Here is a 26,552-nt window from a genome sequence, read left to right as displayed (position 1 = left end):
CTTATCTGTCAAGAAAATACATGTAATATAATCATAAAAGCAAGACAGGACTGAGGTTATGGCAGAAACGATTGAGAATATTATAGAAAACTTTTCTTTTTTGGATAATTGGGAAGATCGTTATCGTTATGTGATTGAACTTGGCTACGAATTACCACCTTTTCCAGAAAGCGCTCGCAATGATGAGCACAAAGTGCCAGGGTGCGTTAGCCAAGTATGGCTTTTATCATCACGTAATAATACTTCAGATAATCCAACATTAACATTCCAAGGTGATTCTGATGCTCATATTGTGCGTGGACTTATTTACATTCTTCTTACCTTTTATTCGGGAAAAAAAGCCTCTGAAATTCGCAATGCCGATGCGGAAGGTCTTTTTGAAACACTTGGTTTAAAGGAAAATCTTACACCACAACGGTCAAATGGTCTTAAATCGATGATTGAACGAATTCGTAAAGAGAGTCATGTATAAAAATCAACATCTTATAAAAAACTATACCAAATCTTTTAAAAAAATATTTTATATATACCAGAGGCGACCAGTTTTTTAGAAGATGCTCTTATTTTGCTTTTTTCCGTTTGCTTTTGCGCCCAAGCCCCATCTCTTTTGCCAAAGCTGAGCGCGCTTTTGCATAATTAGGCGCAACCATAGGATAAGAGCTGTCCAGTTGCCATTTTTCACGATATTCTTCTGGCAACATTCCATAATGTGTCATGAGATGACGCTTTAAAGATTTAAACTTTTTCCCATCTTCAAGGCAGATGAGATAATCTGGAAAGATTGAACGCTTTGGGTTAACAGCGGGCCTCTGCTTTTCAACTTCTACTTCTGTTAATTCTACATTCCCCGCTTTACGAAAAGCGGCATGAACATCAGCAATCAAACTTGGTACTTCTGTCGGTCGAATAGAATTATTACTTACGTAGGCAGCAACAATATCAGCAACCAATGTAATAACTAAATTGCTTTCAGTCTCTAAGACTGGACGATGTTCCATTCTTCTTTCCTTTAATTTCAAATCAAGATACAGCACATATACTCATGACATGAGTCCCATGCACATAGGTTTCATATTGTACAAAAATCTTTTTTGTCAATTCAATTATTCTATAAAATTGCCAAAACACAAAAAAATCAAATAAATACCTATTTTTGGTCATAATATACAACAAGAAGAACCAACTTATTGACCTGTTAGAATATAGTTTTTTATGTAAAATCTCATAAATAAAATATATTATAAATGTAAAAAATAATATAACATAAATCACTTTATTTTATAGAGATCATAGAAATAAAAATATAACACATAAATTAATATTTTATTTTATATTTTTATCATTATATCATTATTTTTTATAAAATAATATTGCTAATTATCACATTAAATTATAGTATTTTTTTTAATTTAAAAATAATTTTAATAAAATAAAAAATAAAATGTATTTAAAAAAATAGATTATGCAATATATAGTATATAATTAACTATCAATATGGTACAATAGAGCATTATTATTCTAAAAAATAAGAGCAATATAGCTAGATATATTCTTAAAGTGGATTCTATTGTTTATATCCAAAAGTTCGTTCTACTATTTGAAGGAAAATTCAATTCTGCTACCAAATAGCCTTATTTTCGTAGCTTGTCATTTTTATAAACGGGACGTTATACACAGAAGATAATGCTTATAATATAGATAAACAGAGGCAGGTGATGTCGTTGTATAAACCATCACAGTTGTATTGTTGCCAATAAGTGGAATTTACAGATTCACATACTTGCATAAACAATACGATTCTAACATATACGAAATCATGAGTTTTTATTTAACATTAGGATCGTGCATGACTCGCTTTTCTGTAATCCCTCCCAAAGCATCTAAAATTACACATACAAAAATATATCATGGTATTTGTCGTAATGATCCCTATCATTGGCTACGTGCGTCTAATTGGCAAGATGTTTTTAAAAACCCTCATTGTCTTGACTTAAATATTCGATATCATCTCGAAAATGAAAATGCTTATCAGGCTGCTCAAATGGCTGATACAAAGCCATTACAAGATTTGCTTTTTACTGAAATGAAAGGGCGAATCCAAGAGAATGACAGTTCTGTTCCTATAAAACATGGGCCTTTTGCTTATGGATTTTCTTATGTTACCGGAGGCCAACAACCACATTATTTCCGTACCTCAAGGAATGGGGGAGAAAAAAACGTTTACCTTAATGGTGATGCTTTGGCTGAAGGAAAAGAATATTTTAATTTTGGTTCAATTCAAGAATCTCCTGATCATACACATGTTGTCTGGACCTATGATGACAAAGGATCAGAATTTTATAAAGCTAAAATTCGCAATTTGGAAACATTGTCTGATTGTATGGATACCATTACTGACACATCGGGACAGATTGTATGGGATGCTAAATCTGAAGGTTTTTTCTATACGAAGATGGATGAAAATCATCGGCCTTCAGAGCTCTACTATCACCGATTAAACACCGATCAATCACAAGATAAGCTTATTTTTCGCGAAGATAATCTAGGATTTTTCTTACACGTAAGCGCTTCTAAACTTAATGACGTTATTTATATTAATATTCATGATCATGAAACATCAGAGGTTTGGTTGATTCCAGCTGAAGCACCTCTCACTGTTCCCCAATGTGTACGGAAGCGGCAAAAAGGTATTGAATATTCACTTACAGAAGGTGGTGATGTCTTTTATGTTCTAACCAATCTGGATAACGCAAAAGACTTTAAAATTATGGTAGCACCGTATACATCTCCGCAAGCGGAAAATTGGTCTGAACTTGTGCCACACCAGCTTGGACATTTGATACTATCGCATGATGCTTATCAAGATTTTCTTATCTGGCTTGAGCGTTTTGAAGGACTGCCTCGTATAAAAATAATGGAGCGCACCACTAAACAAATTCATTCCATTGCTTTTACTGAGGAGGCTTATTCTTTAGGTTTACAAGGTGCTGCAGAATACAATAGTCAAACCATTCGTTTTTCCTATTCCTCTATGACGACACCTGATCAAGTGTTTGATTATGAAATGAAAAATCGCAAACGGATGCTTTTAAAAACGCAAACCATTCCTTCTGGATATAATAAAGATGAATATGTAACACGGCGTGTTATAGCGACAGCAGACGATGGTGAAGAAATTCCTATTTCACTTTTTTATCACAAAGCTACCGTTCTTAACGGTAGTGCCCCCTGTTTGCTTTACGGTTATGGAGCCTATGGAATTTCTATACCAGCCAGTTTCAATAGCAATGTACTTTCTTTGGTTAACAGAGGTTTTATTTATGCCATAGCCCATATTCGTGGAGGGAAAGAAAAAGGAGTTGAATGGTATGAGAAGGGAAAACACCTTTTTAAATACAATACATTTACAGATTTTATTGCTTGTGGGCGTTATCTTGTGAACAATAAATTCACTTCTCATGACCGTCTTATTGCCCAAGGTGGTTCAGCAGGAGGAATGTTGATGGGAGCTATTGCTAATATAGCTCCACAGGATTTTGCTGGAATTGTAGCAAATGTGCCTTTTGTTGATGTTTTAAATACTATGTTAGATGCTTCATTGCCCCTAACTCCCCCAGAATGGCCAGAATGGGGAAACCCTCTTGAATCAGAAGAGGACTATAATTTTATCACTTCCTATTCTCCCTATGATAACGTCAAAGTTCAAAAATATCCTCCTATGCTTGTGACAGCAGGATTAACAGATCCTCGTGTAACTTACTGGGAGCCTGCGAAATGGGTAGCAAAATTACGAGACTTGAAAACAGATGATAACGCGATTTTATTGCGCATTAATATGGACGCAGGTCATGCAGGTGCAGCTGGACGTTTTTCAAAGATAGAAGAAATTGCATATATCTATGCATATATTCTAAAAATAGTAGGAAAAAACTGCTTCTAGTTTAAACATCTATCTCTTTTAGAAAGGCTTCATCATGCATTAGCTTACGAAGCCTTTCACAAAAAACGATGCAAATAGCTTAAAATCCACAATCTTCATAAAGCTTCAAAACATAGTCCCAATTAATTAAATGGTCTATGAAAGCTTCGATATATTTCGGGCGTGCATTGCGGTAATCAATGTAATAGGAATGCTCCCATACATCGATCCCCAGAATAGGTTGAGCATCATGAACTAAAGGATTTTCACCATTAGGTGTTTTCATAATTTCAAGCTTGCCATCTTTAACAGCAACCCATGCCCACCCAGAACCAAATTGGGCAGTAGCAGCAGCAATAAAATCAGTGCGGAATCTGTCATAACCACCTAGATCAGCTTCAACAGCTTTTGCTAGTTTTTCAGGAAGTTTTTGACCACCACCACCTTTTTTCATGCAATGCCAAAAATGGTTATGATTGTAATATTGCGCTGCATTATTAAACAAACCAATATTTTTTCCAAAGCTTTTTTTAATAATATCTTCAAGGCTTTCATTTTCTAAGCCTAACTCTTTTACAAAATTATTGGTATTGGTAAGATAAGCGAGGTGATGCTTATCATGATGATATTCAAGCGTTTCATGTGACATATAGGGCGAAAGGGCGTCATAATCGTAAGGCAACGCGGCCAATTCAAAAGCCATTTAAAAATCTCCTCGATTCTATTTTGTTAAGCTCACTCCACAAACTTAATTTGCCATTTACTTCATCTAAAAGCAAATGTTGAATATCTGTTTGTATGAATTAATTCGGTGATCATCTCTTCGTAAAGGTCTTTTTAGGAGATGTATACGTTCAATCACTCAAAATACCACTGATTTATATCAGTGTCCTTCGGAGGAAATTTTTATACCTATGTACGCACAAAAAATGCAATTATCTTTTTAAGTAAAAATGGGCAAGAGAGCTATCAATACCTTATTTTGTTATCTAAAATGTTTTCAGTTTTTGCAAGATTTCACTTACCCTATTTCTAAAATATGTTGTTACTTTAAGTATTTGCAGCGGAGTACAAGCGGAGATCTTTTGCAGAAACCTTAGAGATATTTTATAATTCTCATGACAACTGATAGTTTATACATATTAACTAAAAATGGGATTTATCTATGATAAGCAATTGTGTTTATCGTGCGTTATTATTTTAATCTATAAGTAGGAGAGAAATGAATTATTGCACACTGAACAAGCAAGAATAGGGTTAATGAAGATAAAAGACCATCAATATATAAAGTCTCTGTTTTCCGACCTCATTTAAAGAGCTTAGATTTGAATGCATTAAGAGAAGAGAGTATTCTATGGTAAATTATAAAATTTGCGTTTTGTGCTGTCATAAAATGAAAGATAGATAAATAGCTGTTGCTTATGTTAAAAGTGTGAATGAACCAAAGCTTTCTGTTACAGTTTAGCAGAAATATAATACGCGTGAAGTTTCAAAATTTTATAATAAAAAAAGTAAAAGCTTTGATTTTCAGATATTGCGTACCTTCATAGGAATCGCTATAAGGTGCAAAAGTAGGCGTAATCATATTTTTTGGGGTATAGCCAAGCGGTAAGGCACCGGTTTTTGGTACCGGCATTCCCTGGTTCGAATCCAGGTACCCCAGCCACGCTCTAATGAAATAAATAAATTATATGAAATTTAGAGAATAATCAGAAGAATAATAAAGTGATTTGAATATGTAAGCTTTTTCAGAACAGAACTTTTGAAAGCTATCGTTTTAGATTGCAGTATAATCTTTTGAAGCTACCAAAATAAGATTTTTTAAAACTTCAAATTCTCTCTTTTTAGAAGGACCGTATGATAAAGGATTCTTTTTAAGATTGTATGTAATCAACTGAACAAGATGGTTGGTTTTATAGGCTATACGACGGTAAGCACCTTCTTACTTTACCCCCACCACATGATTCAGAATGGTTTTATTAGCCAATCACGTAAACTAGAACGAAACTCATATGGTCATACTTCAAGTCCAGTTTTTTCATATACCTTGCTGTGGCAGCAGGTGAAATGGACAGCGATCTGTAGATGAAAGAAGAAATTCACTTTGGAAAAAACAATAGGCTTGTTCAATCACTTTTAATGTTTATCGCTGATAAGAGCAGGCGAAATTCTGTTGTGCTATCGCGCCGCTCCTTCATCTTCTCAGCAGCGATGGTCTATATATCTCTCTCTCAATTTGATCTTTATGGATATGACATAAGGGATTGGTGCAAACACCTATAAGAATAAGCAGACGCAAAGCCAAATGTGTCATTGTTATTTCGCAAAGTGTATTATAAAAGCGAGGACATCTCTCTAATCCAGTGCGGGTAAGTTTTGCGTTTTATTATATTGTTTACTTAAGAGAGCGTGTGCTTTTTCTGTTAAATATAAACCAATATCCAATCCCAATGCAGTGGCATGTTTAAGATAGAGATTGAGAAGGGTGAGTGCTTTATAAGCAGTTGCAGCTTTTATATGCCAGATGGGAGCAAATGCATATGTCGGTTTGCGTAATTTCTGAAATGGGAATACGGACTAATTTAGGGAGAATATGAAGGTGTAAAGTAAAAATCAGCTTCCGTTTTTACCATCATTTTTAGTTCAGCTTTGCGGCTTTCAAAAGCTATCCACAGCGATATCAATGGAGATTACGCATAGGCTCACGTTTTTGTTTTTCATGTTCTTTAAGGGGGTACGTCTCTCATATAAAATAGAATGCTATTGTGTTGCCAATTCATGTGCTTTTTTTAAGAACATTGTTCTTAAGGCACTCAAGCGCCTATTTCGCGGTGTCGCTCGAGAAGGGTATAACGATAAATCTATTAAGCACCACCATCTTTACGCTTATGAAGGAGAAAGCTGGTATCATCATTATATTTACCAGCCCTGAAATGTTGCGACAACTCTTGCATTAAGACGATTCATAAGAGGCGTTTTTACTCCTTATCTCAAACGATTTTTTATCCACGCGCTCATCCTTCTTGTTATGTGTAAGGAGATGGTTTTGTTTAATTTAACATGCAAAACAATAAAATACCATTATAAATCAAAGCATTATTAAAAAAAACGACACGTATTCTGAAAGAGGCAGTGTTTAGAGCTGTAGAGCGCACTGGTAAGAATATGGTGATGATTGTTTGATCTCTTACTTTGAAAAATAGGCAATCAAATGCTCCGCTGCTTATTTAGCACTGCTTGGCAAGATATTGCCCTTATGGTTACAGGTGAGGATGTGAGCAATAAAGACAATAATGCGTGTGGAGATTATAGCACCTGATGTTGAGGGGATACTTTAGAGTAAGATAGCTGTAACGCAAGTTATCTTAGTTCCAAAGCTTATACCAATATTTACATGCACAGCAGTGGTGTGCGGCTTGGAGGACGTGGATCAGCAGATGCAGCGTGATGTTGATGATTTCCTACATGATTTAGAACGCATCAAGAAAATTTTTAAGAGTTTAGTTGAATTAAGAGTTAATCGTTGATTATAAAATTTATTTCATATTCATTTTTGATGATTTTCTTTCCATGAATCATTAAACGGTTGTATACTCTTTAATGGTCAGCATTGACAGGGTGTGAAATATATAAGCTTTTCAGGAAGAGTAGAACAAATAAAAAGGGTTGCAAAGGTGTTCTTGCAACGCATTGGCTTTGAATGAGCAAACAACAAATTCACTTTTCAAAAAAGAAAGTAAAAATAATGACAGATGATTCTTCTATCAATGTTTTCCAATCTATTCTGTCACGTAAGTCGATTCGAGCTTTTACCAATCAGCCAGTCTCAGAGGAAACAATCAGAGAAATTTTAAAACTTGCGGCACGGGCACCATCTGGAACAAATATTCAGCCATGGCAAGTCATTGTTCTTACAGGGGATGTATTGCAGAAGGTAGGACAAGAACTTTCTCAACTCGTACTTTCAGGTGTAAAAGGCGAACGTGAAGTGCCTTATTATCCACGCCAATGGCGTGAACCTTATCTTTCAAGGCGTCGAAAAATTGGTTTGGATCTTTATAAGAGCCTTGGAATTCAAAAAGATGAGCAGGACAAAATGTTTCACCAGAAAGCGCGAAATTTTTCCTTTTTTGGTGCACCTGTAGGGCTTTTGTTTACAATGGATTATGACATGGAAAGGGGAAGCTGGCTTGATTTGGGGATGTTTATGCAGACCATTATGTTAGCAGCACGTGGGTTTGGGTTGGACACATGCCCCCAAGCTGCTTTCGCTGATTATCATAAGCAAATTCGTACACTTTTATCAGTGCCTTCTGATCGGCAAATTATTTGTGGTATGGCACTTGGCTATCGCGATATGAGTGCTCCAGAAAATAATTTTGAAACTGAACGTGAGCCAATTGAGAATTTTGTACGCTTTATGTAAGTGAGTGTCATTTTTTAGATCTTGGATTTATAAAACATTTCGGTGAGAACTTCTCATTCTTATTCAATTTTAAATTGCATATTAATTTTTATTTTACTACGCTTACAAAATTAAAAGGATGATCATTGTCCGTTTCGAGGGTTGGCTATGGAAAGCGCTATAGAAAAAAAATGTTGGATGGTAGCAAGACGAGCGACATTCGTATTTATTGCTGTTATTCTTTTAGCTTATCTTGCAATTTGATTTTAAATGGGACAAACGCGATAAAAAAGCGTATACTCAAAGTTTGTGGAATTTTGGGGTGATGAGTGTTTTTATCTGTTTTTGAACTTTTTAAAATTGGTATTGGTCCTTCTAGTTCACATACGATGGGGCCGATGACGGCGGCTAACATGTTTTTGCAAGAGATTCTTGCACGCAATTTCTCTCAGCCACTTGAAGTTGAGGTTTCGCGTATACGTGTTTATCTTTATGGCTCTTTGGCCTTCACGGGAATTGGGCATGCTACAGATAGAGCTATTATATTAGGGCTGTTGGGGGAAAAAGCATCTACTGTTGATCCTGATTGTATGGGCTTCCTATTAGAAAAAGTTATACGTGAAAAAAAAGTGCAACCAAAAGGCCAGCCTGCTTATCAGTTTGATTTGCAAAGTGATCTTATTTTTGAACGAAAGAAAGTTCTACCGGGACATGCTAACGGACTTGCATTTGAAGGGCTTGATAATGAGGGAAATATTCTTTTGCGGCAGATTTATTATTCTATTGGCGGTGGTTTTGTTGTGACTGAGGATGAATTAAACCATATGAATGGTAATACGCAACAAGAAACGTTTGAAGTGCCATATCCTTTTGATTCTGCACGTAAAATGTTGTCAATGGCAGAAAAATCAGGATTTTCAATTGCTGAAATGAAGCGCATAAACGAAGAGACGAAGATGGAGCGTTCGGCTCTTAATAAGGGTCTTGATGAAATTTTTTCCGCTATGACAAATTGTATTGATAGAGGTCTTTCACAAGAAGGTGTGTTGCCAGGTGGATTGCATGTTCCAAGGCGTGCTAAAAAGCTGTATGAAAAGCTTTTGGAAAATCGAAAGAAAAATCGCAATTACCCACTTTGGGCCAATGATTGGCTTTCGGTATATGCCATAGCAGTCAATGAGGAAAATGCTACAGGTGGCCGTGTTGTCACGGCACCAACGAATGGAGCAGCTGGAGTTGTGCCCGCAGTTTTGCGTTATTATCTCCAGTTTAATGATGGTTCAGATCGAGAGGGAATCCATAATTTTTTGTTAACGGCGGCAGCCATTGGTGGTGTGATTAAACATAATGCTTCTATTTCTGGTGCAGAAGTTGGATGCCAAGGTGAAGTTGGGACAGCATCTTCAATGGCAGCAGCAGGGTTAACAGCCGCGTTGGGTGGTACACCGGCTCAAATTGAAAATGCAGCAGAGATCGCGCTGGAGCATCACTTGGGAATGACATGTGATCCGGTTGCAGGTCTTGTGCAGGTTCCTTGCATTGAACGCAATGCAATGGGGGCTGTTAAGGCGGTGACAGCTTCTTCTCTTGCGTTGCATGGTAATGGGGATCATTTTGTTTCTCTTGACGCTTGTATAGAAACAATGCGTCAGACAGGACATGATATGAGTGAGCGCTATAAAGAAACAAGTAAAGCTGGTCTCGCAGTCAATGCAATATCCTGTTAAAGCGTGCAACGGATTTTAGTCTGGTAAATTCTTTACGGCCTGTCTATTGCTTATGAAAGTAATAGCGGACACCATCATTGTATCTGTGAGCTCTCAGCATTGCTAGCAGCTTTTGTATTAAAACGGTTTATGAAGAGATATATTGAGCCTCTGCTTAAATAGCTTTTCACAGAGCTATTTCGCGTGTGATGTGCAAGAGAACAAAATTAATTTATCATAAGAGAATATTCTTGTATTCTGCGGTCTCATTTAAGTTGTAAAATGATGAATGAGCTTTATAAAGCTATCTTCGGTAGAAGCTAACAAATTAATTATGTTCATGTTATGTCAAACTGTTCGATATTGTAAGACGTTCTTGTTTTACGCATTATTATCAATAAATCACCAGAACTCATTAAATCACAGTGTGAAAGGTGGATGAACATGCGTGAAAAAGTTTCTTGAGTACAAGAATAATGATGACACATGAGTATTAGTAAATACAAAAGGAGTGATAGTTGGGCTCTGGCTGCGTAACAGTGAGGGTGAAGAGGCTTGTGGGAAGTTATACGATTCATAGTTTTCCACGAGAAATAGGGAGTGAGGAACTATAAAGAGTTGTATTTTAAAGTTGCTTTTCTTCTGAAAAAAAACACGAGTTGAGTCAAAGGATTTAGGAAATTTTATATAATGCTTATGTCGTATGGGGTTTATGTTGCATGGATGAATTTATGCTTTATTGAAGAGAATTCTCTTCATTGAGTTATTATGGTCGTGCCCGACCAATGAGAAAACTTTGCATCCAATGGGACTATTTCTTCTTATTAAAAAAGATCAAGAATAAGCTTTGATATTAAATCCGAAGGTAAGTCTAACATTTGGTATTTTTATGCATCTTAAGAGATGGTTTTATTGAAAATCTAATCAGATAATTGAAGAGAACCTTGCGAGTGTGATCTTTAAAATCTGAAGAAGAAGTCGCCTGTGCTAAAAGATTTTTTTAAGCTGTAGGCAACGTGCGAATATTTTTAATTTACAAAATAACTCTTGCGGAAATGGTTTATAGAATTAGACGTTTTTTGCACCTAAATGGATTTTGATAGGTACATTACTGGTTTGACTTGCTACGCGTAAATGAATGCGTACAGGAGGCATGGCAATACGACGATTTCGTATTGTTTGGCAAATGAGCAGGTTAACAAGAGACTGTGTGTCTAATGCAGCTGGGGTATATCTTAAATTAGCAAGTTTTGTTGCAGCATCGTGAAGAGAACGCAATGAGAGGAGAGATGATTGCTTCAATAATTTTTCTTTTTTAATGGATGAAGCAAGAGCATTATCGGTCATGATACTATCCTTAACGCGAATTCAAAAACTTTTAATAAGCTACAGTATAGCAGTTAAAATTTGCTTTCTTTAATGTAGAACAAGCATTGAGAGCCTCTTTTTTTGATTGAAAGCCTGTAAATCGAGCACGGTAATAATGGCGTCCACTTTTCTCAAAAAGTTGCATATGTGAAGATGCGCTCTTTAAAGCAGAATAAGCTGTGTCTTTTGCTTTTAAAAGTAGTTTTTTTGCTTGTTCTTCACTAGGAAGAGAACCAATTTGGATAGCCCATCCAGCGTTTGTGGACAAAGAAGCTGTAACAATTTTATGAGTTTCAACGGGTATAGCTTTTTGAGGATTAGGGATTGGTATAATTGCTTGGTTGACAGCAGCTATTGCCATATTGGAATTTCTAGGTTGTTCTGCAAATGCTGTTAACATAGTGGAAATTTCGTCATCGACACTGGTTGGTTCAGCTTTAACATTTGGTATAGGAATATTGGCGCCTGTAGGTAAGTTATAGTGTACCGAAGCCATTAAATGGCTATCGCTTTTCGTCCTACTTGCTTTTGGCAAATATTGGCTCAATAAGCTGGCCATATGCTCGTCACGTGCGGTAGATGATTTGCCTCCCATAACGACAGCAACGATAGAGCGTCCTTCAAGACGCATCGAAGTTGCTAAGTTAGAACCTGACATTTGTGTGTAGCCGGTTTTAATTCCATCAACACCTTTCATGATTTTGACAAGCTTGTTGTGGTTATTAATTGTATGTCCACGGAAAGTAAAACTTTTGATTTTGAACAAATTATACTGTTTTGGAAAATTTTTGCGTAAGGCTAATGATAAAGTGGCCATATCCCGTGCTGTAGAATAATTGCGTACATCAGGGAGCCCTGAAGCATTTGCGAAATGTGTGTGCGTCATGCCAAGTTTGCGGGCTTTAGCAGTCATCATTCGAGCGAATTTTTTTTCATTACCGCCAAGATACTCTGCAATGGCAGTTGCAACATCATTTGCTGATCTTGTAATGAGAGCTTTGGCAGCGGCTTCTGCAGAAATTGTTTGACCTGCTTTAAATCCGATTTTTGTTGGTGGCCGTGTTGCTGCATAATGTGAGACGGGAATTGGTGTATTGGGTGTGAGACGACGCATATGCAAGGATTCAAAAAGCATGTAGAGTGTCATCATTTTTGTTAAAGAAGCAGGATACCGTTTCAGGGTTGCGTTGGCTTGAAATAAAGTTTTTCCTGTATTTGCATCTATAACGATAGCGGCATACTTATCAGGATAGGCCCCTTGAGGAGTAGCTGATGCCCAAGAGTAAGAAAGAGCTAAAATAATAAAAGCGATTGTTACCTTTTGGTAGAAACACGCAATTTTTTGGCAGTTAATATACACTGGCAGTATCCTATTTCTCCATTTAATTTGAAAAACTTTTGTAAAGTTCTTTTCTTTACGTTGATGCAATTTAGATGAATGATATTACTAATTTGTTTACAGAATTTATTTTGTGCACTCCCCCCTTTTCTTTAACCTAGCCACAAAAAAAGTTTTTTCTTTATACAAACAGCTGTTGCAATAGTTATGAAAGAACTTAAAATTAATAAAAATATGCAGCACAGGAAATGGTAATGGTAAAAAAGCTAATAACGAATTCTATAGTCCACATTATGCATAATGAAAAGGGCAAGAATTGGGATAAAAATAGTCAAGATACCTTTATAATGTCCAAGATGAGACTAAAACTTCAAAAACCTAAGTTGTATCGTGTTCTTTTACTTAATGATGATTACACACCTATGGATTTTGTTGTTTTTGTTTTGAAAAACTTTTTTAAAAAAAGTTTCGAAGAAGCAACACGTATCATGTTACATGTTCATCAGAATGGGGTAGGCGAATGCGGAACTTATAGTTATGAAGTAGCTGAAATGAAAGTGGTACAAGTTAGGGAGTGTGCACGCCAAAATGAACATCCATTACAATGTGTAATGGAATGGAAGTGAGGAGTTATGCCATCTTTTACACCTAGTCTTGAAGAGGTTTTGCATCGGGCATTAACAATTGCTACTCAAGCACGGCATGAATATGCGACATTAGAGCATCTTCTGCTAGCTCTGCTAGATGATGCTGATGCAAATTTAGTGATTCAGGCTTGTCAGGTAGATGTAGAAGAACTGCGAGAGCGCTTAATAAACTATATCCAGTTAGAACTGGATGGACAGATTAAAACTGATGAGGATACAAAACCAACAACATTTTTCCAGCGTGTTATCCAACGCGCGGTGATTCATGCTCAATCGGCTGGAAAAGATGAAGTTTCAGGAGCAAATGTTCTCGTTGCAATTTTTTCTGAACGTGAAAGTCATGCGGCATATTTTCTTCAAGAGATGGGAATGACACGCTATGATGCTGTGCGTTTCATTTCACATGGTATCACTCGGGATGAGGGATTATCCATGTTACTTGAGGGACTTGAAGAGCAATTGGATCAGCAGATTTTAGACAATGAAGAAAAGGTAACGAGTGCACTGACTGCTTATTGTGTTGATCTCAATTGTAAGGCACGAAATGGAAAAATTGATTTATTAATTGGTCGTGAAGTAGAGATTTCACGTATGATTCAGGTTTTATGTAGAAGGTCAAAAAACAATCCGCTTTTGGTTGGTGATCCTGGCGTTGGAAAAACCGCTATCATTGAAGGATTAGCAAAACGTATTGTTGATGGACAAGTCCCTGAAGTTTTATCACATGCGACAATATTTTCTCTTGATATGGGAGGACTTGTTGCTGGTACACGCTATCGTGGTGATTTTGAAGAACGGTTAAAGCACGTTATTAAAGAATTTGAGCAGTCTCCAAATGCTGTTTTATTTATTGATGAAATTCATACTTTAATTGGAGCAGGGGCTACATTGGGAGGAAATATGGATGCGGCAAATCTTTTAAAACCTGCGTTATCTTCCGGAACTATTCGATGTATTGGTTCGACGACTTACAGAGAATATCGTAAAATTTTTGAACAAGATCGTGCTTTAGAGCGTCGTTTTCAGAAGATTGATGTTAAAGAGCCGTCTATTGCTGATACAATTAAGATTTTACAGGGGCTGAAGCCTTATTTTGAAGACTTTCATCAAATTAAATATACTGATCAGGCGATGAAGGCATCTGTAGAATTGTCCTCACGTTATATGATTGATCGCCGATTACCTGATAAAGCAATTGATGTTATTGATGAAAGTGGTGCAGCACAAAAACTTTTACCAAAAAAGCAAAGGAAAAAAAATATAGGCGTTAAAGAAATTGAAGCAACTGTTGCTACTATGGCAAGGATTCCACCAAAAACAGTTTCGGGCGATGATCAAAAGACGCTGAGCAAACTTGAAAGAGAACTCAAGCATGTTGTTTATGGACAAGATCAGGCGATTTCCGCATTAGTCTCATCAATTAAATTGGCGCGAGCAGGATTGCGGGAAGCAGACAAACCAATAGGAAGTTATTTATTTTCAGGGCCAACAGGTGTGGGAAAAACTGAAGTTGCAAAACAGCTTGCATCTTCTTTAGGCATTGAATTGTTACGCTTTGATATGTCAGAATATATGGAACGGCATACAGTGGCGCGCTTAATTGGGGCACCTCCAGGTTATATAGGGTTTGATCAAGGAGGTCTCCTTACAGATGCAGTTGATCAGAAACCGCATGCAGTTTTATTGCTGGATGAGATTGAAAAAGCGCATCCAGAATTATTTAATATCTTATTGCAGGTGATGGATTATGGTAAATTAACAGACCATAATGGCAAAAAAATTGATTTCTGCAATATTATTTTAATTATGACAACCAATGCCGGTGCTTCAGAGTTGGCAAGGTCGGCTATCGGATTTGGCAAAGTGTATCGTGATGGTGATGATATTGAAGCAATTAATCGGCTCTTTACACCGGAATTTCGTAACCGGCTAGATGCTATCATTCCGTTTGCACCCTTATCTCATTTGATCATTAATCAGATTGTGCAGAAATTTATTTTTCAACTTGAAGCGCAATTAGCTGATAGAGGAATTTGTTTTGAATTAAGTCCTTCTGCGACGGTTTGGCTTGCCAATAAAGGATACGACTCCCAAATGGGAGCACGCCCATTGAACCGTGTTATACAAGAACATATTAAGAAGCCATTAGCTGACGAAATTTTATTCGGAAAGTTGCGTAATGGCGGCATGGTGCGCGTATTGACACAAAAATCAAACGGGGGAAAAGAGAAATTGCAGTTAGAGATTTCATCTTCCAATATATCGGTTGGCTCAAAGAATAAAAAACCGACACATTTTATCAAAAAATATGTCAAGAAAAAAGTTCAATGATTTAAGAGCGCTTTAAAGGGCTGCACGGATTTTTTTTGCGTTCTCTTCAAGGATTTCTGTAGGCGTTATAACATTATTATGGGGAGCAAGCTCTATTCCTTCCATACGTGGTATAATGTGGAAATGGAGATGATAAACGGTTTGTTGACTTGCTGCTTCATTCAATTGCATGACTGTTATACCATCTGCTTGAAAGGCTTTTTTTACAGCATTGGCAATTTTTTGAACTGCTTTAATGACTGGAAATAATGTTTCAGTATCCGCATCCAATAGGTTTCTAGAGCCTTTTCGGGGAATAACCAGCGTATGGCCTGGAGCTTGTGGCATGATATCCATGAAGGCAATGACATCATCGTCTTCATAGACACGAACGGAAGGGATTTCATTGCGAATCAATTTAGCAAAAACATTATTATTATCATAAGCTTGTTTCATAAAAATATTTCCTTTTATGCGTTTTATTTAGAACTTTAATTTTAAGACTGGAGCATGCGATGGTTAGTATAGGATTAAAAAACAAATTTCACATTTGGTTATCACTTTATGGAGATGCGCGCTGCCCTTGATGAAGTCTAGATCTCTACAATAGCTTCAACTTCTACTGGAACATCCATAGGGAGAGAGGCGACACCGATAGCAGAACGAGCATGTTTTCCTCTTTCGCCAAGAATATTGACGAACAAATCAGATGCTCCATTAGCAACAAGAGGAATATCGGTAAAATGAGGATCTACAGCTACAAAAACGGTGATTTTTAGTACGCGTTTTATTTTATTTAAGTCACCAAGAGCTGCTTTGATTTGTGCCAGAATGTTGAGTGCACAAGTTTCGGCTGCTTTTTTTGCTTGTTCAATGCTAACGGTTAAGCCAACTTTACCAGTTGTTAGCGGTTTTCTCTCAACAAGAGGAAGTTGTCCAGAAATAAAGAGTTGATTGCCACTTTGTGAGGCTGTTACGTAATTAGCAATGGGACTCACCGCTTCGGGAAGAGTAATTCCAAATGTTTTTAAGTTGTTTTCAATCACGTTGGTCATAATTTAAACTCCATAGCTTATTTTACAATATGTCCATTGCATAAACTAATTTTTGATTTAAGGAAATGTGTGGTTAACTAAGAAGTTAGTCTTTTTTGCCTTATTATATGGTGTTATGCAGCAGGGACAGAATTGGAAGTTAAGAATGATCAGATCATTATTTGTAATAATTTTATATGTTATTCTTTTATGTACTGCGAAGGCTGAAGAGACAGTTTTTGTTGTGCCTCATCGAGCAATTTACGATTTTCAGCTCGATAGTGTTTCTCATGAAATGACAATTTCTGGGATGTCTGGGCGAATGGTTTACGAACTCACTGGTTCAGCATGTCAGGGCTATACGACACGTTTTCGTTTTATCAGCCGTATTCATAGTGAAGATATGCCAATACATTTAACGGATCAACAGACAACGAGTTATGAAACTGGTGATGGCCGTACGTTCCGTTTTAGTGTTACAGATCAAGTTGGGCAAGAGGTTGCACGTCGCTCCGAAGGAGTCGCTGAGCGTATTCAAGATGGTATTGTCGTTAAATTAAAAAAGCCAAAGGAAAAAGAATATAAACTTGCAACAGCTGAATTTCCAATTATGCAACTCAAAAATATCATTCGCCATGCAAAAGCAGGTCACCATTTTTACTATGTTACAGTCTTTGATGGAACAGATAAAGCAGATAAAGTTATCAAGGAAAGTGTAGTTATTGGGGAAAAGAAAACGCTTTTGTCTGATAGTGAAACGGAAGAAATGAAGAAATTGGATGAAGAGAAATACTGGCCTATTACGATTTCTTATTTTGACGATGTAGAAAAAAAAGATGGATTACCAATCTATCGTACCAGTTTTCTCTTACATGAAAATGGTGTTATGCGTAATCTTCAGATAGATTATGGAACTTTCGCAGTGCGCGCAAAATTGAATAGTCTTGAATTCCTCGACCTTGAGAAAAATAATGATCAATGCAAATATTAAATGATTGCAGAAAATGACTTGAAAAAGAATCAAATATTAGTATGGTGGCATCATTCCACACGCGGAGTTTGGGTGTTTGCGAGAAAAATTTAGCAAACGTCCGCCGGTAGCAGTTTTTTCTGCTTTTTCCGCGGAGGTTAAACCGGAAAGGATAAACTATGGCACTACCCGATTTTACTATGCATCAGCTTTTAGAAGCAGGTGTACATTTTGGTCACCAGACTCATCGCTGGAATCCAAAAATGACCCCTTATATTTACGGTCAGCGTAATAATATTCATATTATTGATCTTTCTCAGACTGTTCCTCTTTTGCACCAAGCTCTTAAACTTGTTTCCGATACCGTTGCACGTGGTGGACGCATTCTCTTTGTTGGTACAAAGCGGCAGGCATCTGACATTATTGCTGATGCTGCGAATCGTTCAGCACAATATTATGTTAATGCACGTTGGCTTGGCGGTATGCTCACGAACTGGAAAACGATTTCCCATTCGATACACCGTTTGCGTAAGCTTGATAAAATTCTTGCTGCTGAAGCACAGGGCTTTACCAAAAAAGAACGTTTGAATCTTGAGCGTGATCGTGAAAAGCTTAATCGTGCGCTTGGTGGTATTAAGGATATGGGCTCTGTTCCAGATCTTATATTTGTCATCGATACAAACAAAGAAAATATTGCGATCCAAGAAGCAAAACGTTTAGGTATTCCCGTTATTGCTATTATTGATACCAATTGTGATCCTGATAACATTACGCATCCAATACCAGGTAATGATGACGCTTCGCGTGCAATTGCTCTTTATTGTGATCTTTTTGCTCGTGCCGCGCTTGATGGTATTGCACGTCAACAAGGTGCGATGGGAGTTGATTTGGGAGCTCAAGTTGATGCGCCTGTAGAACCCGTATTGGAAAATGCGGAACCGGTATTGGAAAATGTTGTTTCAGTTTCTGGGTAAATTAAAAAACGCCTGTTAAGGTACTTATTTCTAAAGAGAGATTATGGGCGTGCACAGAGTTTTACTTCTTGCACGCTTTTATTGTTACAAAATCAAAGAGGAAAATATGAGCATTACTGCTGCACAAGTAAAAGAACTTCGGGAATTGTCAGGTGCTGGTATGATGGACTGTAAAGCAGCGCTGTCGGAGACCAATGGTGACATGGAGGCCGCTGTTGATTGGCTTCGTAAAAAAGGAATAGCCAAAGCAGATAAAAAGGCTGGTCGTACGGCTGCTGAAGGATTAATTGGAGTTGTATCAAACGATTCAAGCGCAGTTTTAGTTGAAATTAATTCTGAAACAGATTTTGTTGCACGCAATGACGTATTCCAAGACATTGTACGTAAAGTGGCTACAGCTGCTTTAGGTGCGAAAGGGGGTGTTGATGCTGTTTCCGCATCTCTTTACCCTGGTTCTGAGAAGACCGTAGAGGCTACAATTAAAGATGCGATTGGTACCATTGGTGAGAATATGACATTTCGGCGTTCTGCTAAACTCTCTGTTGAGAATGGCGTCGTTGCTACTTATATACACAATAGTGTGGCTGATGGGCTTGGTAAACTTGGTGTTTTGGTTGCCATTGAAACTACGGGAAATAAGGAAGCTGCTACCGCTTTTGGTCGACAGGTTGCAATGCATATTGCTGCAACTAATCCATTAGCTCTGACCGCGGAGAATGTTGATGTGAGTGCTGTAGAGCGTGAAAAAGCCATTTTTTCTGATCAGGCGCGCCAGTCTGGGAAACCTGAAAATATCATTGAGAAAATGGTGGAAGGGCGTATGCGTAAGTTTTTCGAAGAGGTTGTTCTGCTTTCTCAGGCTTTTGTTATGAATCCTGACATGAGTGTTGAAGTGGCTTTAAAGGATGCTGAAAAGTCGATTGGTGCACCTGCAAAAATTACAGGGTTTGTTCGCTTCGCATTAGGGGAAGGTGTGGAGAAAGAGGAGTCTGATTTTGCTGCAGAGGTTGCAGCGGCCGCAAAGGGGTAGTGATTTTTAAATTATTGTCAGAGATTTAAAACTATACCATTGGTTATGGAATTTCTGATATAAAATGTGTGATTATTGAGAGGGCGTCACGTGATAAAGTGGTGCCCTTAGTGGTGTCGAAAGCAAAAAATAACTGTGCTTTTGGGGAGATTGTCAATGACATTAGCGCTACAATATAAACGTATTCTTTTAAAGGTTTCTGGTGAAGCCCTTATGGGGGAACAGAGCTTTGGGATTGATGTTTCCGTTGCAGATCGTATTGCCGCTGATGTTGCTGAAGTGCGAGCGTTGGGAGTAGAAGTTGCTATTGTTATAGGTGGGGGAAATATTTTTCGTGGAGTTGCTGTTGCTTCACATGGTGGGGATCGTGTGACAGGTGATCATATGGGAATGCTTGCCACGGCTATTAATTCTTTAGCATTGCGAACATCATTGATAAAGCTAGGGGTTGAGACAGTTGTATTATCCGCGATTGCTATGCCACAAATTTGTGAAAGTTTCTCACAGCGTAAAGCAATAGGTTATATGAATCAAGGGAAAGTCGTTATTTTTGCAGGCGGCACGGGTAATCCATTTTTTACCACTGATTCTGCTGCTACTTTACGTGCAGCAGAAATTGGTGCAGATGTTCTTTTGAAAGGAACACAAGTGGATGGTATTTATTCTGCAGATCCAAAGTTAGATCCTACAGCTAAACGTTTTGACCAATTAACACATGTTGAGATTTTGCAATGGGGGTTGTCTGTTATGGATACAACAGCGGTTACTTTAGCACGCGAAAATAATGTACCGATTATTGTATATTCCATTCATGAAAAAGGTGGTTTGGCTAAAGTGTTGAATGGAACTGGACGGTTTACAATAGTATCGGAATGAAGATAATCTTCAAGGCGTAATTGAAGGAGACAGAAATATGAATGTTATATCTATTATGGATGACCTGAAACGTCGCATGGATGGTGCTATTTCCGCTTTTAAACATGAATTAGGTGGTTTGCGGACTGGGCGAGCTTCGGCCAGTTTATTAGAACCTTTAACGGTTGAAGCTTATGGTTCTGTTGTGCATATCAATCAGGTCGCGAATATTTCTGTTCCAGAACCGCGGATGCTTTCAGTTTCTGTGTGGGATAAAACGATGGTAGGAGCTGTAGAGCGTGCTATTCGTGATTCTGGTCTTGGTTTGAATCCCATTACTGACGGTATGAATTTGCGTGTTCCTTTACCTGAATTAAATGAAGAGCGCCGTAAAGAACTTGTAAAAATTGCACATCAATATGCAGAACAAGCGCGTATTGCTACCCGCCATGTCCGTCGGGATGGTATGGATAATTTGAAAAAATTGGAAAAAGAAGGTGAAATTGGTCAAGATGAAGCGCATGGCTTATCTGACAAAGTTCAAAAACTCACGGATGAAACTATTGCTGATATTGATAAGATTTTGGCTGTGAAAGAAGCTGAAATTATGCATGTTTAAGGTAATTTTATCGTTAGAAAATATTATATCTAGGTAAGTATAATATCTTTTTATGGATGAGAATGAGGAGTAAAGTATTCTATTAATAAAGAGCGTGAGGCGGGAAAAAGTGCATTTTAGTGCATTTCTATATTGTAAGATAAAGATTGATTTGAAGTAGCAGACGTTTTTTTAGATCTTTATCTAAATATTGAAAGAGATTCTCTGGTAAAGAGGAGTATATAATAAGAAAATGAAAAAAATACGTATTTTTTGAATTACGTGATAAAAATATTTTCATGATTTAGATAAAGATCTAAAGATGTCGTTCAAATCTTTCATGGTAGATGTTTGGGAAAAATGTAACGCAAAGACTCTATCTTAACCTTGCTGCTTCCATTATGAAAAATGCAGGTTGCACAGCTTGTTTCTAGGTGATTGAGAGGGTGATAGAAAAATGTTTTTGCACGAAGCAAAGATCAGATCTAAATTTCATAATTCCCGTAAGAAATAAACGGCAGTTTTTCTACTATTTAAGATAAAAGAGTGTCAGGAAACATATATGTGAATGCGTTTTAAGACGTAATCCTTTGATAGTTCTTTCACTTTTTAGTCTTATAAACGCCATCTTGGTATATCAGATCAAGTATGATAGATTGTAAAAAGGTCTGTAAAAGTGTGAGTACAAAGAGACCGCATAACAAAGTTTTTTGCTTGCGTCAATTTTTGAGTTTGTATTTTCTATTTTTATTGTTTGGATAGTGTTTTGTCTAATCTTTTTTATCGTATTTTAACTGCTTTTGTTTTTGGCATCATTGCTTTGTATTTAACATGGTTTGGAGGAGCTTTATTTTTTTTGTTTGTATGGGCTATTGGTGGTTTTATTCTTTATGAATGGATGCGTATTACTAAAGAAAAGTGGCATGTTTTACAAAAAATATTAGCAAGTATTTTTTATTTGATTTTTGGTTCTTTTTTGCTATTTGGCGTCTCTGCTTCATTGATTTTTTGTATTTTGATCGTTTGCGCAGCAGTGTTGGCCATTGGACCCATGAAAAAGAGTGGTTGGGTTTTTTCAGGTTTTTTATATGCATCTTTTCCGGTTGTCGCTTTATCCTTTTTACGAGGCTATGAAACGTTAGGATTTCAAGCTGTTATTTTTTTATTTACGATCGTGTGGGGGACAGATATCGCTGGCTATTTTAGCGGACGGGCATTGGGTGGTCCTAAATTAGCACCACAATTTTCTCCTAATAAAACATGGGCAGGGGCAATTGGTGGTACGGTTTTTGGAGTTTCTGGAGGTATATTCATTGCTTTTCGATTTTTTGAGATCAATTTAACGAATTTTTTTGTACCATTGCTCGCACTTGTTTTATCCATTGTTTCGCAATTGAGCGATTTAGGACAATCATGGCTAAAAAGACAATTTTCTGTTAAAGACTCCAGCTCTTTCTTGCCTGGACACGGTGGGTTTATGGACCGTATGGATGGTTTGGTAGGAGCTGCTTTCCTTCTTTATTTAATTGGTTCGTTTATGTCTGATATGGATACACCTTTTAATCTTTTTTGTATGGTTTAAGTGGGAGGAAATATTTTGGAACTTTTAAATCATATGATCACTGTAGGCGATTTGCTTTTAAGAGTTTTTAGTGTTCTTTTTGTTATTATGATTATCATTTTTGTCCACGAAATTGGGCATTATCTTATTGGACGGTGGTGTGGTATTAAGGCATCGGTTTTTTCACTTGGGTTTGGTCCAAAAATAGTGGGATATACAGATAAACACGGTACACAGTGGTGTTTAGCGCTTATTCCTTTAGGGGGGTATGTAAAGTTTATTGGAGAGGAAGAAGGGATAAATGCGCCATCATCTCAGTCATCTCCGATTGTTAAAGGTTCATTTGCTAGTGCGCATGCTTGGAAAAAAGCTGTAACTGTTTTTGCTGGTCCCTTATTCAATGCTCTTTTTACCATTGTTATTTTGACATTTTTTTTCTTTATTTATGGTCGTGTAGCGACTGAACCAATTGTTGGTTCTTTAGTAAAAGATTTCCCTGCTATCCAATCCGGTTTGGAATTAGGGGATCGTTTTGTTGAGATGGATGGACAACGGGTTGAAAGCTTTGAAAGTTTGATGAATTATGTAGCTTTTCATGGCAAAGATCCTATAGAGTTTAAAATAGAACGCATGGGGCAAGTGTTTACGGCGGTGATTACACCCAAAATGATTGAGCGAGATGATGGATTTGGTAATCTGGTTCAAAGCAGTATGATAGGGGTAGGTGTTCCTGTTGATCCAGATAATCCTACGCGTTTAGATCCAGTTTATGTAAAACATATTCACTATGGTTTTGTAAGAGCTGTAAAAGAAGCATCGGAACGTGCTACGTTTATTGTTACGCAAACGATTTTTTTTATTGGTCGTTTAATAGGGGGGAAAGAAGATCATTGCCAGCTAAGTGGGCCTTCTAAAACCGTTAAAATTGCGTGGAAAGTAAGTGAGACAGGTTTTATCTCTTTGTTGAATTTTACAGCTTTTCTCTCGATAGGCATTGGTCTTATTAACCTTTTTCCAATCCCGCCACTTGATGGTGGGCACTTTTTACTTCATGTTATCGAGGTTTTTACGAGGAAGCCAGTATCCACTAAAATTCGAGAAATTATTTTTCGTATAGGGTTTTTCGTTGTTCTCCTCTTTATGGTTTTTGCATTCTTTAATGATTATTTTTGTTGGTTTAGCTAATAAATGATGGAAAATATTTTATAAATTAGGTAATAATGAAAGAAATAAATCAAAGGTCGTTTACCATGTCCACAAAATATTGTGGCGTCGTGTGTTATAATGAATTAAGGGGTGGAAAGTCTTGCTGTGAATAAGAGAGTTGTTATGGCAGTTAGCTTTTGAGGCATCATGTCCAAGGAATAAGATAAGGTAAAAGAAGCCAATGACTACAAATTCGAAGTTTTTAAATGCAGTATCTGTGTTAGTGTTAGGTATGGGGATAGTGGCTCCAACAACAGCCTTTATGTCAATTGCAATGGTTGGAGAAGTACAGGCATCTGTGGTTCGTTCTATTGAGGTTCGCGGGAATAAATTTGTAAGTGCTCAGGCAGTTCGAGACAATATGGATATTAAAACGGGACAGAGTTTTTCCAGTGGAGATGTCGATGCCGCGGTAAAGCGTCTTTTCGGATTGGGCTTATTTTATGAAGTGAAAATAAATCAGGTTGGTGACAAGCTGGTCGTGTTCGTCAAAGAATATGAGGTAGTCAACCAAGTGTTGTTTCAGGGAAATAAATCTCTCAAAGATCCTGATCTTAAACGATTTATTTCTTTAAAACCGAATGAGCCTTTTAATTCTGCTAAGCTTTCAGCTGATATTAATACGATTCGTGAAGCTTATAAGACTGTTGGTCGTAATAATATTGCAGTAAAAGTTCAAACTATTAATTTGGGAAAAGGGCGTGTAAATGTAGTTTTTAATGTTTCTGAAGGGCGGAAGACAAAGATTGGTGATATTGTTTTTAAGGGAAATCATGCTTTTGGAAGCCGTCGTTTGCGAGATGTAATTTCAACAAAGTCTTCGGGAATGTTCTCCTTGTTACTGGGGGGGGATGTTTATAGTGAAGAGCGTTTAGCTGCTGATGAAGAAGCTCTCCGTCGTTTTTATTTTAATCGTGGTTATGCAGATTTTCGCATTGTTTCTTCCAAAGCAACTTTTGATGAAGCGAGTAATGCATATAAAATTTATTTTGTTCTTGATGAAGGGGTTCGCTATAAAATCAGTGATATTCAGGTTGAAAGCGATGTTGATGGAATTGACATTCAATCTGTAAAAGGGATTCTTAAAACGCGATCAGGTGATATTTACAGTGCAGAGAACATTGAACAGTCTGTTGCAATTATCAACAATAAGGTTGCTGATTCGGGGTATGCTTTTGCTAAGGTTGAGCCACGGGGGAATCGTAATTTGGCAAATCATACAATTTCGATTTTATATAATATTGAACAAGGTCCGCGAGCTTATATTCAGCGCATTGAAGTACGCGGCAATGAAAAGACGCGTGATTATGTCATTCGCCGTGAGATTGATTTAAATGAAGGGGATGCGTACAATCAAACTCTCGTACAGCGAGCAAAGCGTCGTCTGGAGAGTTTAGGCTTTTTCAAAGCTGTTAATATTTCGATGGTTCCAACAGATCAGTCTGATCAGGTTACCTTAGTTATAGATGTCGTTGAAGCTTCGACAGGAGATCTTTCTTTATCTGGAGGATATACAACGGGTGGAACAAGCCCTGGTATGTCACTTGAGGTATCTGTTACCGAGCGGAATCTTGGAGGACGAGGTCAATATGTTCGGTTAGGATTAGGTGCTGGGCAAGAAAAGTCTCGTAATTACAATTTGTCGTTTGTTGATCCTTATTTTTTGGGTTATCGCTTATCTGCTGGTGTTGATATTTTTCGCAGTACTTACCGTGCTGATAAAGCATATGATGTACGGCAGACAGGTGGATCGCTTCGATTTGCGATACCTATTAATGATCAATTATCTGCTAATTTAGCTTATTCTTATGTGCAAGAAGAATATGATTTTGGTAAAGAGTATGACTTAAGCAAAGAGGCTAATATAAGAGAATTATATGGAAAATATTCTGGGGCAATTGTACAAGCAGCCAAGCACAGTCCTTGGAAGCGTTCATCAATTAGTTATGGTCTGACCTATAATACTATTGACGATATGAAAAATCCACATGATGGGTGGTACGTGCGTGTTCTTCAGGAGTATGCAGGGCTTGGTGGGAATGCGAAATTCTTGAAGACGACTGGTAAAGCGATGATGTATAAGACGCTTTCTGAACCAATGGATCTTGTTGGTTTGCTTTCTTTCGGAGGTGGCTATATTCATGGAATGGGTCGAGATGGTGTTCGTATCTTCGATATGTTTAAAGCAAATACTGATATGATTCGAGGATTCAAATACAATGGAATAGGTCCTCGTCAGGTTTCCAATAAAGGTGAAGCTTCTTTCTTGGGCGGAACAACATATATAAATGCGACTGCTGAAGTGCAATTTCCTGTACCTGTTGTACCTGAAGGATTAGGATTGCGTGGTGCTTTATTTGCAGATATTGCAACACTTTATGGAAATAAGTATCAACCCGTTTTTCAGGATGAAGCGCCTGTTACGCATACTAAAAATGCTTGGCGTTCGTCTGCTGGTGTAAGTTTAATATGGGATTCGCCGTTTGGTCCACTGCGTTTTGATTATGCTTGGCCAATAAAGAAGCAGGAAGGTGACAGTTTGCAGAAATTAAACTTTGGTATTTCTACGAAATTCTGATTTAAATTTTCTTGAGAAGGAAAAATTGAAGAGAATGGGTTAGGCTGGGAGA

20 protein-coding genes, 1 tRNA gene and 1 pseudogene are annotated in these 26,552 nt (G+C 37.3%); 16 read left to right on the top strand and 6 right to left on the bottom strand.

Going from position 1 to position 26,552, the window contains the following annotated elements; all coding sequences use genetic code 11:
• The first annotated feature begins 58 nt into the window (after window positions 1–58).
• On the top strand, window positions 59–472 hold the full coding sequence (locus J7R12_RS03770) for a SufE family protein (RefSeq protein ID WP_126602823.1): 414 nt from the start codon (window positions 59–61) through the stop codon (window positions 470–472).
• 88 nt (window positions 473–560) lie between these two features.
• On the opposite strand, the gene J7R12_RS03765 is transcribed toward J7R12_RS03770, so the two are convergent.
• Window positions 561–998, bottom strand: a complete 438-nt coding sequence (locus tag J7R12_RS03765) for a MucR family transcriptional regulator (protein ID WP_004864599.1) — start codon at window positions 996–998, stop codon at window positions 561–563.
• 848 nt (window positions 999–1,846) lie between these two features.
• Here J7R12_RS03765 and J7R12_RS03760 point away from each other — a divergent pair.
• Window positions 1,847–3,940 (top strand): S9 family peptidase, encoded by a 2,094-nt coding sequence (locus J7R12_RS03760; RefSeq protein WP_126602825.1) that lies wholly within the window; start codon window positions 1,847–1,849, stop codon window positions 3,938–3,940.
• A 79-nt stretch (window positions 3,941–4,019) separates the two neighbouring features.
• Here the strand turns inward: J7R12_RS03760 and J7R12_RS03755 are convergent, their stop codons facing one another.
• Window positions 4,020–4,622: a superoxide dismutase gene (locus tag J7R12_RS03755; RefSeq protein ID WP_126602827.1), complete on the bottom strand. Its 603-nt coding sequence runs from the start codon at window positions 4,620–4,622 to the stop codon at window positions 4,020–4,022.
• An 888-nt stretch (window positions 4,623–5,510) separates the two neighbouring features.
• Here J7R12_RS03755 and J7R12_RS03750 point away from each other — a divergent pair.
• From J7R12_RS03750 to J7R12_RS03735, 4 genes and pseudogenes are all read left to right on the top strand, one after another.
• A tRNA-Gln gene (locus tag J7R12_RS03750) sits at window positions 5,511–5,585 on the top strand.
• 1,421 nt (window positions 5,586–7,006) lie between these two features.
• A pseudogene (locus tag J7R12_RS09195) lies at window positions 7,007–7,257 on the top strand (hypothetical protein).
• Between the two features lie 407 nt (window positions 7,258–7,664).
• Window positions 7,665–8,345: a nitroreductase gene (locus J7R12_RS03740; RefSeq protein WP_126602830.1), complete on the top strand. Its 681-nt coding sequence runs from the start codon at window positions 7,665–7,667 to the stop codon at window positions 8,343–8,345.
• A 308-nt stretch (window positions 8,346–8,653) separates the two neighbouring features.
• Window positions 8,654–10,051, top strand: a complete 1,398-nt coding sequence (locus tag J7R12_RS03735; RefSeq protein WP_126602832.1) for an L-serine ammonia-lyase — start codon at window positions 8,654–8,656, stop codon at window positions 10,049–10,051.
• Between the two features lie 1,047 nt (window positions 10,052–11,098).
• Here the strand turns inward: J7R12_RS03735 and J7R12_RS03730 are convergent.
• Window positions 11,099–11,377, bottom strand: a complete 279-nt coding sequence (locus J7R12_RS03730) for a hypothetical protein (RefSeq protein WP_126602834.1) — start codon at window positions 11,375–11,377, stop codon at window positions 11,099–11,101.
• A gap of 31 nt (window positions 11,378–11,408) precedes the next feature.
• Window positions 11,409–12,758, bottom strand: a complete 1,350-nt coding sequence (locus J7R12_RS03725) for a D-alanyl-D-alanine carboxypeptidase (protein ID WP_126602836.1) — start codon at window positions 12,756–12,758, stop codon at window positions 11,409–11,411.
• Window positions 12,759–12,991: 233 nt separating this feature from the next.
• Between J7R12_RS03725 and clpS the strand changes: the two genes are divergently transcribed.
• Window positions 12,992–13,363, top strand: coding sequence for an ATP-dependent Clp protease adapter ClpS (gene clpS / locus J7R12_RS03720; protein WP_126602838.1), 372 nt, complete (start codon window positions 12,992–12,994; stop codon window positions 13,361–13,363).
• Window positions 13,364–13,369: 6 nt separating this feature from the next.
• Window positions 13,370–15,715, top strand: coding sequence for an ATP-dependent Clp protease ATP-binding subunit ClpA (gene clpA / locus J7R12_RS03715; RefSeq protein WP_126602840.1), 2,346 nt, complete (start codon window positions 13,370–13,372; stop codon window positions 15,713–15,715).
• Between the two features lie 12 nt (window positions 15,716–15,727).
• Here clpA and J7R12_RS03710 read toward each other — a convergent pair whose 3' ends face one another.
• Together J7R12_RS03710 and J7R12_RS03705 are read right to left on the bottom strand one after the other, a co-directional pair.
• Complete coding sequence (locus J7R12_RS03710; RefSeq protein WP_126602842.1) at window positions 15,728–16,150, bottom strand: HIT family protein; 423 nt, start codon at window positions 16,148–16,150, stop codon at window positions 15,728–15,730.
• A gap of 137 nt (window positions 16,151–16,287) precedes the next feature.
• Window positions 16,288–16,749: a RidA family protein gene (locus J7R12_RS03705; protein WP_126602843.1), complete on the bottom strand. Its 462-nt coding sequence runs from the start codon at window positions 16,747–16,749 to the stop codon at window positions 16,288–16,290.
• Window positions 16,750–16,894: 145 nt separating this feature from the next.
• Here J7R12_RS03705 and J7R12_RS03700 point away from each other — a divergent pair, with 145 nt between their 5' ends.
• The 8 genes from J7R12_RS03700 to bamA all read left to right on the top strand — a co-directional run bounded on the left by J7R12_RS03700 (window position 16,895) and on the right by bamA (window position 26,500).
• Complete coding sequence (locus tag J7R12_RS03700; protein WP_126602844.1) at window positions 16,895–17,719, top strand: cell envelope integrity EipB family protein; 825 nt, start codon at window positions 16,895–16,897, stop codon at window positions 17,717–17,719.
• 158 nt (window positions 17,720–17,877) lie between these two features.
• A complete protein-coding gene (gene rpsB, locus J7R12_RS03695) occupies window positions 17,878–18,672 on the top strand; it encodes a 30S ribosomal protein S2 (RefSeq protein WP_126602846.1) in 795 nt (264 codons plus the stop codon).
• A 106-nt stretch (window positions 18,673–18,778) separates the two neighbouring features.
• Complete coding sequence (gene tsf, locus J7R12_RS03690; protein ID WP_126602848.1) at window positions 18,779–19,702, top strand: translation elongation factor Ts; 924 nt, start codon at window positions 18,779–18,781, stop codon at window positions 19,700–19,702.
• Window positions 19,703–19,858: 156 nt separating this feature from the next.
• Window positions 19,859–20,578, top strand: a complete 720-nt coding sequence (gene pyrH / locus J7R12_RS03685; protein ID WP_126602850.1) for a UMP kinase — start codon at window positions 19,859–19,861, stop codon at window positions 20,576–20,578.
• A gap of 37 nt (window positions 20,579–20,615) precedes the next feature.
• A complete protein-coding gene (frr, locus tag J7R12_RS03680; RefSeq protein ID WP_126602852.1) occupies window positions 20,616–21,176 on the top strand; it encodes a ribosome recycling factor in 561 nt (186 codons plus the stop codon).
• Between the two features lie 745 nt (window positions 21,177–21,921).
• Window positions 21,922–22,737 (top strand): phosphatidate cytidylyltransferase, encoded by an 816-nt coding sequence (locus tag J7R12_RS03675; RefSeq protein WP_126602854.1) that lies wholly within the window; start codon window positions 21,922–21,924, stop codon window positions 22,735–22,737.
• Window positions 22,738–22,752: 15 nt separating this feature from the next.
• The gene (locus tag J7R12_RS03670; protein ID WP_126602856.1) at window positions 22,753–23,901 is read left to right on the top strand and encodes a M50 family metallopeptidase; all 1,149 of its coding nucleotides are present in this window, start codon (window positions 22,753–22,755) and stop codon (window positions 23,899–23,901) included.
• A 202-nt stretch (window positions 23,902–24,103) separates the two neighbouring features.
• Window positions 24,104–26,500 carry an outer membrane protein assembly factor BamA gene (gene bamA, locus J7R12_RS03665; RefSeq protein WP_126602858.1) on the top strand — a complete coding sequence of 799 codons (2,397 nt, stop codon included), beginning with the start codon at window positions 24,104–24,106 and terminating at the stop codon, window positions 26,498–26,500.
• Window positions 26,501–26,552: the final 52 nt, after the last annotated feature.

Source organism: Bartonella vinsonii subsp. vinsonii (assembly GCF_902825235.1).
In the GTDB taxonomy this organism is placed as follows: Bacteria; Pseudomonadota; Alphaproteobacteria; order Rhizobiales; family Rhizobiaceae; genus Bartonella; species Bartonella vinsonii.
Note: the sequence above shows the minus strand (reverse complement) of the source record. Positions and strands in the feature narration are given on the sequence as shown.